We start from the raw sequence: 13559 nt of genomic DNA, 5'->3' as shown, positions 1-13559 counted from the left end.
CGTCGCCGAGACCGACCGTGGTCGTGGTCTTGCCTTCGCCGGCCGGCGTCGGGTTGATGGCGGTGACCAGGATCAGCTTGCCGTCCTTGCCCTTGCGCGCGTTGGCGATGAACTCGGCCGAGACCTTGGCCTTGTCGTGGCCGTAGGGCAGAAGATGCTCGGTCGGAATGCCGATCTTTGCCCCGATCTCCTGGATCGGCTTCTTCTTGGCCTCGCGGGCAATCTGGATATCGGTCTTGTACTCGGCCATCGCGGCTCCTCCGAAAATCATGTCGCAAACAAGCGGGCTGTGCCCGTCCTATGACCCCATAGAAGCCCGACACCGGTTTCTGCCGCCGTCTCAAAACAGCCGCCCAATGCACGGATTGCGACAGGGTCGTGCGGTCGGAGCAGGCCCTTGCGATTGCGGCGCCGTCAAGGCGCCGCACAAGTAGCTGGTCGGGAGACGGCTGATCGCCGTCAGCGGTCGAGCACGCTGCGGATCTCGACGATCTGCGAGCGGGCGCGCAACAGGTTGAAGCCCATCGTCGCCAGATGCGACGGGAACAGGAAGCTCGATTCGTTGCCGTTGGAGATGATCCAGGGCTGCATGTCGAGCGCGTCGCGCATCTGCGTCTGCATGGTGTCCCACAGCGTTGCCAGGTTGCGCTCGCGGATCACCGCCGAGAAGTCCGTGTGTGTCGCGCTCAGGATGCCGTAATAGGCATAGAGCTGGCCGTAGGCGAACCAGAAGCGGTCGTCGGCGCGCGGGTCGAACCAGCCGGCGTCCGAGGCCTCGATCTGGCTGCGCAGGATGTCCGAAGTGGAACCCATGTCGCCGGCGATGCGGTCGAGGAACTGCAGCAGGTTGTCGGCGCGGGCGTCGAAGGTCGCCTGGCACTGTTCGAGGCTGGTGTTGAAGCCACGCAGCTTGCCGATCGCCTCGCGGTAGACGCTCGGCGTCGGGCGTGTCGGGCCGCGCATGCCGATGTACCAGGCGTCCTCGTCCCAGGCGAGCGCGGTGCGGGCGTCCTGCAGGTTCTGGTCGATGCGCGAGGTGCCGCGGGCGCGGCCGAGCGTGTCGACGAGTTCCGTGGTCGTGCGGCGCAGTACCTGGTTGATGCCGAGCTGGAAGGCGGCCTTGTTGTCGAAGAAGGGCGTGTTGCGCCAGGAGATGCCGAAGAAGCCGAGCTTCGAGGCCAGCATGGAAGAGATCCAGGCATTCTGGTTGACGTTGAAGTCGATCAGATCGGCTGCCACGGCGGCGATCTCGGAGCGCTTGCAGCTCTGCGGCGCGGGCGCCGTCTGCGCCGTCGTTCCGGCTGCCGCGGCTGCCGGCTGGCCGCTGCCTTCGGCCGTCCCGGCGATCGGGTCCCCGGCCACCGCGTTAGTGGCCTGGGCGGATGCCGAATCCGCCGCGACGCGGGTCGGATAATCCGGATCGAAGCTCTTCCAGAACTGCGTCACGTAGAAGAAATAGGCATAGAGGCCGACGATGCCGACGACGATCAGGCCAAGCACCGCCCGCAGCGTCAGGTTGCGGTTGCCGTACCAGCGGCCGACCCACATGAAGGGCCACAGCAGGATGCCGATGACGAGGCCGATGCCGCGTCCGATCAGCTGGAATATCCGGGTGAAGAAATTCACGATCGGATAGAGCATTGTCAAAGGTCCCCTCAGTCGGTCAGGCCGTAGAGCTGTGCGCGGAACGCCGCCTTGTCCTTGAGATATGAGTTTTTCAGCGTGTCGACAACGTTGGCGCGCCAGACCTCGTTGAGACTTTCATAGTCCTTGTAGAAACCCTGCTTGTTGAAGACGTAACGCGACACGAAGTCCGCGGGCACGAATTCCGAGACCAGCCGGTTGGTCAGCCACGCGTCGGGGTGGTCGGGCTTTGCCCGCACCACCAGGAATCGGTGCGGCGGAAACACCTCTTCCAGCCTCAGTTGCCCGAATTGCGCGACCTCGCGCTTGGCGGCGTTGAGGAAGGGGAAGGTGCCGTCGCTGGTGATGGCGTCCGCATGGCTGTGGATCCAGGTCTGCAGCCACACCTTGTCGACCTTGCCCAGATCGCGCTTGGGCTCGGCGGCGCGGATCAGCGCACGCACCGCCATCTCGGCGCGGTGCTCGAGATAGCCGGAGCTTTCGATCCAGGAGGCGCGCGGCAGGTCGAGCCGGCCGGTGGAGGCCAGGAACTTGAACACCTTGTCGGCGTCGCGGATCGACAGGTAGCTCACCTGCCAGGGCCGCGAGCGGCGGAAACCGGGCGCCGAGGGATCGGAAATAACGGTCGTGACGTCGCGGTCGACGAACACGTAGAGCCCGCCGAAATGGCTGGTCCAGAAGGCGTTGTGACGGAAGATCACCTGGTCGGGAACCAGCGCGTTCTCGCGGATGTCGCCGCAGACCTTGGCAAGTTCGACCATGCGCTGAAGCATGGCGTCGTCGCGCCAGGCATCCGGCTCCTGCTTCAGCCGGTCGACGAGCTTGCCCAACTCGGCCGCCTTGCCGAGCACGTCCTCGGCGGACAGCACGCGGAACTCGACCTGGTTGATCGACAAAAGGTCCTCGATGTCCTCGACCTTCGACACCGAATCCTCGATCTCGCCGTAGATCACGTCCTTGATCGTCAGGGCGTCGATGGCGCGCTGGTTCTTCGACATGAACTCGTAGATGAGCTGCGAGGTGTTGGAAAACGCCGTGTGCACCACCGGCAGGTCGATCTGCGACGGGGTCAGGATGATGAAGCGGCGGTTGACCTCGTTGGGGTCGAGATACTGGTAGTCGCCGAGCTCCTCGGCCACCTGCGGCGAAAAGCCGGTGCGGTCGATGTCGAAGCTCTCGAGCTTCGTCGGCTTGAGCCCGAACGCCGTCAGCGCCTTGTTGTAGCGCTCGATCAGATGCGGTTCGTCGACCGGCAGCAGCCGGCCCCAGATCAGTTCGTTGTCGCGCAGAAGGTCCATCAGAATTGCCCCTCACTCACCCTTACCCTCTCCCCGTGAAGGACGGGGAGAGGGGGGCGTCAGCGTTGCGGCCAGCCTCCTTCTCCCCGTCATTACGGGGAGAAGGTCCGGCAGGGGATGAGGGGCGGCGGCGGCGGTCAATGTCGTTTTTCTCCATGTCCGGCATATCCGGCAGCAGCGACAAAACGAAGGTCGGTGGCAATGATTTTCGGGTCCAGCCGGCCCTCGAGTGCTGCAAGGATTGTCTCGACGACAGGCTCGCGTTCCTTCAGTACATCCGCGTTCCAGAAGCGTAGGACCGACCAGCCCTCAGCCAGCATTTGATCGTCCCGTATCCTGTCACGGTTGCTTCCAGCGTGCTGGCTGCCGTCAACTTCCACGACTAGGCGCGATTCCCGGCATGCAAAGTCCGCGTAGTACGGTCCGATCGGAAACTGCCTGTTGAACTTGTGGCCGCCTAGTCGCCGGTCGCGAAGCTCCGCCCACAGCGCCTGTTCGGCATCGTTGTCAGCCTTGCGGAGCGAACGCGCTCTGTTGGTCTTGGCGGGTTGCGGTCCGCGCATCAGATCGCCCCTCACCCTAACCCTCTCCCCGTGAACGACGGGGAGAGGGTGCCGGCAGGCGGATGAGGGGCCGTCCGCCCTCACGCATTCCACAGCCCCTTCGCCTTCAGTTCCTCCATCTCCTTCGCCGCACGCTCACGCAGCCTTGCGTCGCGCAGCAGCTTGGATACGGCGGCATCGTCGGACTTGTCGGAGTAGCGGAACTCGCTGTCGCCGTAGCGGTTGATCTCCTGCATGACCATCTCCATCGAGAACGGCCCGCGCAGCTCCTCGATCATCGCCTTCTTCTCGTCGTAGCCCTTGTGCATGAAGGCTTCGGGCTTTTCGAACCAGTCGTCGGGCAGCTCGATGTCCATGGCGCGCATCTTGATCGCGTCGGTGACGTTCTTGATGGCGCGGCCGGTGAAGCGCGGCTCGGCCTCCTTGATCATGTGCAGGTAGGTGCCGACGTCGGCCAGGGTCTTCGGCGCGCCATTGTCCTTCATGAAGCGCTCGTAGACCCTCATCAGCCCGTCTTTCTGCGGCTTTCGGTGCTCCTCATAGGCCTCGGTCACGGCGCGCTGGATTTCCTGCGCGGCATAGAGCTCGTGTTGCCCAAGCGGTATCTTGTGGTTCTTGCCGGCGAGCAGCACGAAGATGTCGATGTAGTCGTCGCGGCTCTGCGGGCCGTCGACCAGCCAGCGGGCGCCGGCGCGCTGGCGCAGCGCGTCGTCGACATTCTCCGGGTAGTTGGAGAACATGCCGAAGGAGCAGTTGCCGCGCACAACCGTGCCGGCACCGGCAAAGGCATCCATCAGCACGCCGGTGATTTCCTGCTGGCCGGCCGACGCCCGGTCGTCGGAGCGCTTTGCCGCCACCTGGTCGATGTCATCGACGGTGCCGAAGCCGATGGCGCGCGGGTTCAGCACGTTGTTGATGAACTGGCGGCAGTTCTGGCCCGACTTGCCCTGGTACGACGAGATCTGGTCGACGCCGAAATTCTCGTAGGCGAAGGGATAGCCGGCGACCTGGCAGTAGCCGTTGACCAGGCCGGCGATCATCTGGATCAGCGTGGTCTTGCCGGTGCCGGGGGCACCATCCCCGATGAAGGTGAACAAGAAACCGCCGAGTTCGACGAACGGGTTCATCTCCCTGTCGAAGTCGTAGGCCATCAGCATCTTGGCGAGCCTGACCGACTGGAATTTGGCGATGTGGTTGCCGACGACCTCCTCGGGCTTCTTGAAGGTCATCACCAGCGGCTTCGACTTCTTGCCCGGCGCCACGTCGAAGCCGTCGAGGGTGAAATCGTCGGCGTCGATGCGGATATGGGCGTTCTCGAAGGCGCCGAGCCCGTCAAAACGGCCCTTGCGCTGCAGCAGGCCTTCGATGGCCGTGCGCGCGAAGGCGCGGGCGCGGGTCATCAGGTCGGCGTCGTCCTTGGTGCCCGAAAACGCCCGGTCGAGCCCGGCGATCAGCGACTTCACCGCGTCCTGCGGCGTGTCGAACAGGAAGTCGGGCTCGGTCACATCGTTGGGGGCCTCGCCGTCGCTGTCGATCAGCTGGGCGAGATAGGAGGCGAGCGAAAACGCCGCGACGTAGGCCGATGCCGACAACAGCTTCTTGAAGTGGCTCGCCTCGTCGCCCTCAAGCGGGCTGCGCGCGTTCTTCGCCTGCAGGCCTTCGAGATCGGTCGAGCGCGAGAACACGTCCGAGACGGCGAGCGCCACCGCGATGCCGCGGCGGGCGCGGTAGAGCAGCGTGTGCTGCGAAATCGACATCAGCTGGTCGTCGGGGCGGATGGCTGCGACGGTCTTCTGCAGCTCGACCTCGCGCGTCTTGCGGATCGAGCCGGTCGAGACCGTCGAGACGAAGCGCCTGTTGGTTCCGGCAAGGGCCGTGCCCGACTGGCCGGAGCTGTCCTCCAGCACGACGATGCGGGTGATGAAGCTCTGCGCGGTTGAGCGGTGCTTTTCGATGTCGGCTTCGGAAATCGTGGTCAGGCCGGTGTCCATTGAACCCTCGCTCGTTCCGGGGAGCGCCGGCGCTGCCCCTCATCCCCTGCCGGACCTTCTCCCCGTAAGGACGGGGAGAAGGAGGCTGGCCGCAACGTCGACGCCTCCCTCTCCCCGTTCTTCACGGGGAGAGGGTAAGGGTGAGGGGCTGAGCCAACCCATGCCGATCGCGTGCTACACATCCGAGATCACCTGCCCCTTCGACAGGATGTGCACCTTGTAGCCTTCGAAGATCTTCTGCGCCTCGCCGGCGGCATAGAGCGCTTGGTAGGCCTCGTGCGGGATCAGCGCGTGCTTCTCGTAGCTCGACACGCCCTGGCGCGTCGCCTCGAGGTCGTCGGTGTTGATGTAGAACTCCTGCGTCGCCTTCTCGCTGGAGAACAGGCCCCTGCGGCCGGGTTTCTCGGCCTTGGAATAGACCTCCTGGACGGTCCAGGTCAGCAGCCAGGCGTTCTCGGCCTTGCGCACCTTGGACAGCACCTCGGCGACCGTCGAGTTGTGCTCGGTGATGCCGGCCGAATAGAACGGCCCGAGCACCAGCCGCCTCAGCTGCTTGGGGTGCAGCTCCTCGAAATCCTTGTCGAGGTTGGTCGCCACCGTCAGCGGCGACAGCGTGTAGGCCGAGTTCTTCTCGGTGAAGTCGTCGAAGCGACGCGCGAGCTCCGGGTTGAGCAGGCCGTCGACGGGCAGGGGGATGTCGACCTTCTCGTTAAACTTGCCGTTGCGGTCGACCAGCTGGTCGATCATCGCCTCGGACGAATCCTCGACGGTGGCCATGTAGATCAGCGGCAGGTTGGCGGTGCCGTCGAAGCTGCCCCAGTGGACGAGGTAGTAGGGACGCCCGGTGTTGGGGTTGACCGAGACCTTGGCGGTCTGCGCCAGGATGAAGGGCGAGAAGGTCACGCCGTCCTTGACGTCCTCGAGATAGAGCCGCTCGGCCATCGAGCGCTGCAGCGCCTCGGGGAATTCCTTGTGGCGCAGGATGAAGTCGGCCATCTCCTCACGCAATTCGCCGGCCGGCGGGATGCTGGCGAGACGCTGCGCCGCGGTCCGGCGGTCGTTCTCGAGCTCCAGCACGTTCTGGAACACCGGGAAGCCGCTCTCGGCGCGGCTGATCTTGAAGGTCTCCATGAAGCCCAGCCGGTTGCGCCAGCAGGCGAAGGATTTCTCCAGCCGGGAGATGTATTCGGCCGCGACCTTGGCGACGATGCCGTGCCGGTAGAGCGGCGAGCGGTCGTCGCGCATGAAGATCTCGAGGCCGCTCAGCGCCGCCTTGATGGCATCGAAATAGCGGACAGCCGGGTCGTCGGTGGGGGTCATGCTGACGTGCCTGCTGTGCTTGCGTTCCGTTCCACCCCCCTCTGTCCTGCCGGACATCTCCCCCGCAAGGGGGGAGATTGGCCTTCAGTACGGCCTCGGCCAATCTTCGGCGTTCGAGAGTGGGCGAGGCGGAGGCCACAGGTGATCTCCCCCCTTGCGGGGGAGATGTCCGGCAGGACAGAGGGGGGTGCCATAGATCGCGAAGCTTTGTCTATGCTGCCGCTTACGACTGCACGTAGTCCGACGCGTTGTGCTTCTTCAGCACCTCCTCGAAGCGGCGGGCGAAGGCGTCGTCGGCGAGCTTCTTGCGGCGCTGGATGTCGGCGGTCGCCACCATGTTCTTCTCGTGCAACTCCAGCAGGTCGCCGATGTGCTTCTGGGCGGCAGCACCGATGCCGGCCATCGTCTCTTCCGCCGTGTTGTCGACCTTCGAGCCCAGCGTGTTGATCTTGTGGGCCACGTCCTGCTGGGCCGCCGTCTTCAGCGAATCCTCCAGCGCCTTATAAAGCACGATGCGCTGCTCGGTATCGATGGTCAGCTTGTTGATCAGCGTGTTCTGCGCCGCGATCTGGTTGTTGAGCGAATCGACGAAGGTCTGGAACATCGAGGTGTAGCGTTCCAGCGTCTGGCTCTCGGCCAGCAGTTCCTGCTCCTTGGCCTGCTTTTCGTTGTATTCGGTGGCGAGCTTCGAGCGCTCGGATTCGAGGTCGGTGCGCTCCTTCTGGCTGGTCGAGGCGGCAATCTTGTTCTCGATGTCGAGCAGCAGAGGGTTCAACTCCTCGATGCGCTTCTGGGTTGCCTCGAGGTTGGCCATCGTCGTCTTGCGGCGTTCGATCACCTGCGAAAGGCTGGTCTCCGAGGTCTTGTAGCGCTGGTCGAGCACCGCCTTCTGCGCCTTGAGGATGCCGACGATGGTGTCCGACTTGGTGAGCAGCTCCTGCAGATTGCCGGCCAGAGACATGTTGCGGACGCGCTCGGTGCGCATGCGCTGCTTGCTCTCGTCGGAGAAGATGCCGACGAAGCTCTCCCAGCCGGTGAAGCTCTTCATGTTCTCGAACTCGGCGCCGAACACGTTGGTGGCGTCCTCGAGGCCGATGATCAGGTCGGCGATGTTCGATTCCATCACCTTCTGCTGCTTCATCACGTCCTGGATGCGGGCGTTCTCGATGTCGAAATCGGAGGCGCCGATCTTCTCGTCGGTCTTGGCGATCTTGTCCAACACCGTGCCGGATTGCTCGATCTTGCTGCGCATCTCCTCCACGACCTGCTTGGTCTTGGCGATCTCGGCATCGAAGTTCTGCAGCGTTGCCATTGAGTTCCTCCGGTCTCGAATACAGGGCACTGGCGGGGAATATATGTGGCGCATCTATCGATTGAAAGACGACACGCAGAATTCAGTTTTCATTGCGGCGCGCCGCAATCTTAACCAACTGCTCCGTCATTTCGGCTATTGCACGGCTGCCGAAGCGCTTCTGGGAGGTGCGCCCCGCGGCAGGTCCAATTCAGGCGCATCATGAAGCTCGACTTCCCAACCCTCTACCTCGTCATCCTGCTGAATTCGCTGACGCTCACCGTCATCTGGGGGGCGATCGCATATGTCCATGCCACCATTCCGGCCGCCAGGCATTGGCTGGGCGCATGCATCCTCACCACCATCGGCGGCGGGCTGCTTGCCATGCAGGGCGATGGCTTCAATCTCGCCCTCGCGGTTTCCGGCAATGCGCTGGTCATCTTCGGCTTCGGCCTGGTCTGGATCGGCGTCAGGAGCTTCTACGGCAGGCCCGGCGGCTGGTGGACGAGCGCGCTCGTCACGCTGGTCGCGGTTTTGGTCCTGGCCGCCGTCAGCGACAGTTCCGAGGCGCGCAACGTCGTCTATGCCACCGGGCAGATCGTGCTGGTGTCACTGGCCGCTGTGCATCTGCTGTTTCGCGAAGAGCGCAGCCTCGGTGCCTGGGTCGCGGCGCTCGCCATGATCGTCGGCATGCTCGGGCAGGGCGCCGAGGCGGTCATGAACCTGATGCGCATCGGAGGTGTGCTCTCGGACGCTTCCTACTACGATTTCGCCGCCTTCTGCCTGCTGACCATCATCTTCGGCGCCGTGGTCTGGAATTTCGGCTTCGTGCTCTTGGCGATCGACCGGCTGCGCAGCGAACTGGCGGCGCTGGCCGTCGCCGACGAGCTGACTGGCCTCCCCAACCGCCGCCGCTTCATGGAAGCCGCCGCGGCGGAGGCGTTGCGGGCCGACCGCACCGGCCGGCCGTTCTCGCTCCTGATGCTCGACCTCGACGACTTCAAGTCGATCAACGACCGGCGCGGCCATTCGGCCGGCGACGCGGCGCTCGAACATTTCGCCAGGACCGCGGCCGCCCTGATGCCGCCGCAGGCAATGCTCGCCCGCCTCGGCGGCGACGAGTTCTGTGCGCTCCTGCCCGAGACGTCGGCCGGGGAGGCCGGCGTTGTCGCGGACGCGCTGGTACAGCGCTTCCGCGCGGCGGCTTTCGGCTGGAAGGGCGAGGCGGTTGCGCTGACCGTGAGCATCGGGGTCGCCGAGTGGCTTCCGCCCTACGGCACCGATCTCGCGACCGTCATCGAGGCCGCCGACGCCGCGCTCTACGAGGCCAAGAATCGTGGCCGCAACGGGCACGCCGTCTTCCGCCCGGGGCCGGGGGCGAAGGTGGCGTCCAACAGCAACCAGGCGGCCGGCCAGGCCGAGCCCGCGGATGCCGCAAAGCGCCTCATCTGCCAATGAAGCCGACGAGGTCGTCGGCCTGGACCCTGCCCATTTCCTCTTCCCAATGGCGCCGGCACAGCGACACGTAGACGTCCTTGCCGATCGCCACCTGTTCGCCCTGCTTGGCCACCTTGCCGTCGGGGCCGAGCCGCACGACCATGGTGGCCTTGCGGCCGCAGCGGCAGATGGTGCGCACCTCGCGCAGGTCGTCGGCGATGGCGAGCAGCGCCCGCGAGCCGGAAAACAGATTGCCCTGGAAGTCGGTGCGCAGGCCGTAGCACATCACCGGTATGCCGAGCCTGTCGGCTACCCGCGCCAGCTGCCACACCTGCTCCTCCTCCAGGAACTGCGCCTCGTCGACGAAGACGCAATGCACCGTCGCATGGTCGTGGTGCTCGGCGATTCGGGCATAGAGGTCGTCGCCGTCGCGGAACATCCCGGCGCCCGCCTCGAGCCCGATGCGCGACGAAATGTAGCCCGTGTCGCCCTTGCGGTAGTGGCCGGCCACGAACAGCATCGTGTTCATGCCGCGCTCGCGGTAGTTGTAGGACGCCTGCAGGAGCATGGTCGTCTTGCCGGCATTCATGGTCGCGTAGTGGAAGTAGAGCTTGGCCATGGCGCCCTTCTATGCCGAACCTTCCCGACGCGGGGAGGGAAGACTTTCTCCGTCCACCGCAAAAAACCGGATTCATGTCGCGGATGGCATAGCCGGCGGCGTCTGTCGTTGGGTCATGTCACTTGAATCCAAAGAAAAATGGTGTTTGGCTCGCGATCAAGACCAACAACCATACGCGTCGCCAACTATAATACCGATTGGGAGAATCTACATGTTGCGCATCAAATCACTCGCCGCCGCGATTGGCGTGTCGGCGGTTCTGACTTCGGGTGTCGCCTTCGCCGGCGATTCCGAAAGCTGCAAGGTCGTGCGTCTGTCGGACGTCGGCTGGACCGACATCCAGGCCACGACGGGCGTCGCCTCGGTGCTGCTCACCGCGCTCGGCTACGAGCCGCAGGTGATCCAGCTGTCCGTGCCCGTCACCTACGCCTCGCTCAAGAACAAAGATCTCGACGTCTTCCTCGGCAACTGGATGCCGTCGATGACCACCGACATCAAGGACTACACCGCCGAAGGCTCGGTCGAGACCATCAGCCAGAACCTCGAAGGCGCGGGCTACGGCATCGTCGTGCCGACCTATGTCGCCGAAGGCGGCGTCAAGACGCTCACCGACCTCGGCAAGTTCAAGGACAAGTTCGACGGCAAGATCTACGGCATCGAGGCCGGCAACGACGGCAACCGCATCATCCTCGACATGATCTCGAAGCCCGAAAACAATCTTGGCGGCTTCGAACTGGTCGAGTCCTCAGAGGCCGGCATGCTCACCCAGGCCGAGCAGGCGATGAAGGACAACCAGTGGATCGCCTTCCTCGGCTGGACGCCGCATCCGGTCATGGGCGAGATGAAGATCACCTATCTCGACGGCATGGGCGACAGCGGCTTCGGCGCGGCCACCGTGCACACCAACGTGCGCAAGGGCTACCTGCAGGAGTGCCCGAACGTCGGCAAGTTCATCTCCAACCTGAAGTTCGACCTGTCCATGGAAAACACCATGATGGATGCGATCCTCAAGGGCGGAAATGCCAATGACGTCGCCAAGGACTGGCTGAAGGCCAATCCGGACGCCGCGACCAAGTGGCTGGACGGCGTCACCACCTTCGACGGCGGCGACGCCGCGGCGGCGGTAAAGACGGCTCTGGGAAGCTGAACCGGCATCTTGCCGAGCATGTGAAGCGAAGGAGGGCAGCAATGCGAGATATGGCTGCCCTTTTTCGTATCTTTTGATCGACAGGTGAGCGCCGGCATCGACCGGCGTCCGAAAGGAAAGGGGAGAGATGGATCCGATTTCGCAATTTCTGGCTGCCTACAAGATTCCGATCGGGGCCTGGGGCAAGGCCTTCTTCACCTTCCTGACGGACAACTTCAACGCCATCCTGCGTGGCTTCTCCAACGGTCTCAACTTCGTGCTCGACGGGCTGGTCGACACGTTGCTCCTGCTCCCGCCGGTCCTGGTCGCCGTGCTGATCGCCGGGCTGGCATGGTATCTGCAGCGCTCGCGCGCGCTTGCCATCGGCGTCCTGCTCGGCCTGCTCTTCATCATCAACCAGGGCCTGTGGAAGCAGACCGTCGAGACGCTGGTGCTCGTCGTCGCCGCCTCCGCCGCGTCGATGGCCATCGGCGTGCCGCTCGGCATCTGGGCCGCACACAACCCCAAGGTCTACCGCATTCTCTTGCCGGTGCTCGACCTGATGCAGACGCTGCCGACCTTCGTCTATCTCATTCCGGTGCTGACGCTGTTCGGCCTCGGCAACGCGCCTGGCCTCATCGTCACCATCATCTTCGTCATCCCGACCGCCGTGCGCCTCACCCATCTCGGCGTCACCTCGGTGCCCACCGCCATCATCGAGGCGGGCGAGGCCTTCGGCGCCACCAAGCGGCAACTGCTGTGGAAGGTCGAGCTGCCGGCCGCACTCCCCACCATCATGGCCGGGCTCACCCAGTGCATCATGCTGTCGCTGTCGATGGTCGTGTTCGCCGCCCTCATCGGCGCCGGCGGCCTCGGCACCGAAATCAACCGCGCGCTCGGATCGCGCCGGATCGACCTCGGGCTCGAGGCGGGCCTGGCCATCGTGGTGCTCGCCATCGTTCTCGACCGCATGACCCGCATCGGCGTGGGAGGCAGGAAATGACCGTTGCCGTCGATTTCAAGAATGTCGACATCGTTTTCGGCTCCGATGCCGCCGCATCGCTCGCCATGATCGATGCCGGTGCGAGCCGCGCCGAAATTCTGGAGAAGACCGGCAACGTGCTCGGTTGCGCCGGTGCCAACCTCACCGTCAACGAGGGCGAGATCTCGGTGCTGATGGGCCTGTCGGGCTCGGGCAAGTCCACGCTGCTCAGGGCGGTCAACCGCCTCAACATCGTCTCGCGCGGCCAGGTCATGGTCAAGGACGGCGACAAGATGGTCGACGTGGTCAGCTGCAACGAGGCGACGCTGCGCCGGCTGCGCCAGCACCAGGTCGCCATGGTGTTCCAGCAGTTCGGGCTCCTGCCCTGGCGCACGGTCGAGGAGAATGTCGGCTTCGGCCTCGAACTCGCCGGCATGCCGGAGGCCGAGCGCAAGGCGCGCGTCGGCAAGCAGCTCGATCTTGTCAACCTGACGCCGTGGGCGAAGAAGTATGCGCACGAGCTGTCGGGCGGCATGCAGCAGCGCGTCGGCCTTGCCCGCGCCTTCGCCACCGAGGCGCCGATCCTGCTCATGGACGAGCCGTTCTCGGCGCTCGACCCGCTGATCCGCACCAAGCTGCAGGACGAGTTGCTGCAGCTGCAGAAGAAGCTCAAGAAGACCATCATCTTCGTCAGCCACGATCTCGAGGAAGCGCTCAAGATCGGCAGCCACATCACCATCATGGAGGGCGGCCGCATCGTCCAGACCGGCGCGCCCGAGGACATCGTGCTGCGTCCGGCCAACGACTACGTCCGCGACTTCATCGCCAACGTGAACCCGCTGTCGGTGCTGACCGCCTGGAACGTCATGCGCGACCGCCGCGACCTCGAGGATGCAGGCGAGGGCTGGCTGTGGCTCGACCGGCGCAAGACGACGCGCTTCAAGATCGACGGGCAGGGGATGGTGACGGCGGCCGAACGCAACGGCAAGCCGGCCATCTGGGTTTCCTGTGACGAGATCGACGGCCAGCCCGAGGACGTGGCGCAGGTGTTCTGGGCCAAGCCCGGCACCTCGCTCAAGCTGGTCATGCTCGCCATGCACCGCTCGCAGACCTCGCCGGTGGGACTCTTCGACGACCAGTCGCGCTTCGTCGGCGCCATCGGCGTCCGCGACGTCTTGAGCGCGGTGCTCAGGCGTTAGTCTGGACACCGCGACGACCAGTCCGCCCGAACCCGAGCGGGCGGGCGGTCAAATCGTCGTGACCTCGCCGCATTGCGCATGATTCCGAC

12 protein-coding genes are annotated in these 13559 nt (G+C 64.6%); 4 read left to right on the top strand and 8 right to left on the bottom strand.

Features of this window, described 5'->3' with window-relative positions; genetic code table 11:
- From AmiPiv_RS15480 to AmiPiv_RS15450, 7 genes are all read right to left on the bottom strand, one after another.
- A partial coding sequence (locus AmiPiv_RS15480) for a formate--tetrahydrofolate ligase (protein ID WP_340038368.1) occupies positions 1–250 on the bottom strand: 250 nt, incomplete at its 3' end.
- Positions 251–459: 209 nt separating this feature from the next.
- Complete coding sequence (locus AmiPiv_RS15475; protein ID WP_340038367.1) at positions 460–1641, bottom strand: DUF2333 family protein; 1182 nt, start codon at positions 1639–1641, stop codon at positions 460–462.
- Positions 1642–1655: 14 nt separating this feature from the next.
- On the bottom strand, positions 1656–2942 hold the full coding sequence (locus AmiPiv_RS15470) for a DUF6638 family protein (RefSeq protein WP_340038366.1): 1287 nt from the start codon (positions 2940–2942) through the stop codon (positions 1656–1658).
- Between the two features lie 137 nt (positions 2943–3079).
- A complete protein-coding gene (locus AmiPiv_RS15465; RefSeq protein ID WP_340038379.1) occupies positions 3080–3505 on the bottom strand; it encodes an endonuclease domain-containing protein in 426 nt (141 codons plus the stop codon).
- Between the two features lie 80 nt (positions 3506–3585).
- Positions 3586–5496, bottom strand: a complete 1911-nt coding sequence (locus tag AmiPiv_RS15460) for an AAA family ATPase (RefSeq protein ID WP_340038365.1) — start codon at positions 5494–5496, stop codon at positions 3586–3588.
- 174 nt (positions 5497–5670) lie between these two features.
- On the bottom strand, positions 5671–6816 hold the full coding sequence (locus AmiPiv_RS15455; protein WP_340038364.1) for a hypothetical protein: 1146 nt from the start codon (positions 6814–6816) through the stop codon (positions 5671–5673).
- A gap of 223 nt (positions 6817–7039) precedes the next feature.
- Positions 7040–8128 carry a hypothetical protein gene (locus AmiPiv_RS15450; RefSeq protein ID WP_340038363.1) on the bottom strand — a complete coding sequence of 363 codons (1089 nt, stop codon included), beginning with the start codon at positions 8126–8128 and terminating at the stop codon, positions 7040–7042.
- A 201-nt stretch (positions 8129–8329) separates the two neighbouring features.
- Between AmiPiv_RS15450 and AmiPiv_RS15445 the strand changes: the two genes are divergently transcribed.
- Positions 8330–9565 carry a GGDEF domain-containing protein gene (locus AmiPiv_RS15445; protein WP_340038362.1) on the top strand — a complete coding sequence of 412 codons (1236 nt, stop codon included), beginning with the start codon at positions 8330–8332 and terminating at the stop codon, positions 9563–9565.
- Here AmiPiv_RS15445 and AmiPiv_RS15440 read toward each other — a convergent pair.
- A complete protein-coding gene (locus AmiPiv_RS15440) occupies positions 9552–10163 on the bottom strand; it encodes a thymidine kinase (protein WP_340038361.1) in 612 nt (203 codons plus the stop codon). The two genes, AmiPiv_RS15445 and AmiPiv_RS15440, sit on opposite strands and share 14 nt — an antisense overlap.
- Before the next feature lie 211 nt (positions 10164–10374).
- On the opposite strand from AmiPiv_RS15440, the gene choX reads away from it, so the two are divergent.
- From choX to choV, 3 genes are all read left to right on the top strand, one after another.
- Positions 10375–11310 (top strand): choline ABC transporter substrate-binding protein, encoded by a 936-nt coding sequence (choX, locus tag AmiPiv_RS15435; protein WP_340038360.1) that lies wholly within the window; start codon positions 10375–10377, stop codon positions 11308–11310.
- A gap of 127 nt (positions 11311–11437) precedes the next feature.
- Positions 11438–12292, top strand: a complete 855-nt coding sequence (choW, locus tag AmiPiv_RS15430) for a choline ABC transporter permease subunit (RefSeq protein ID WP_340038359.1) — start codon at positions 11438–11440, stop codon at positions 12290–12292.
- Positions 12289–13470 (top strand): choline ABC transporter ATP-binding protein, encoded by a 1182-nt coding sequence (gene choV, locus AmiPiv_RS15425; protein WP_340038358.1) that lies wholly within the window; start codon positions 12289–12291, stop codon positions 13468–13470. The genes choW and choV overlap by 4 nt, the downstream gene beginning before the upstream one ends.
- The last annotated feature ends 89 nt before the right edge of the window (positions 13471–13559 follow it).

It is taken from the genome of Aminobacter sp. Piv2-1 (genome assembly GCF_037625995.1).
In the GTDB taxonomy this organism is placed as follows: Bacteria; Pseudomonadota; Alphaproteobacteria; order Rhizobiales; family Rhizobiaceae; genus Aminobacter.
The sequence above is the reverse complement of the archived record's forward strand: the minus strand, read 5'-3'. Positions and strand labels throughout refer to the sequence as shown.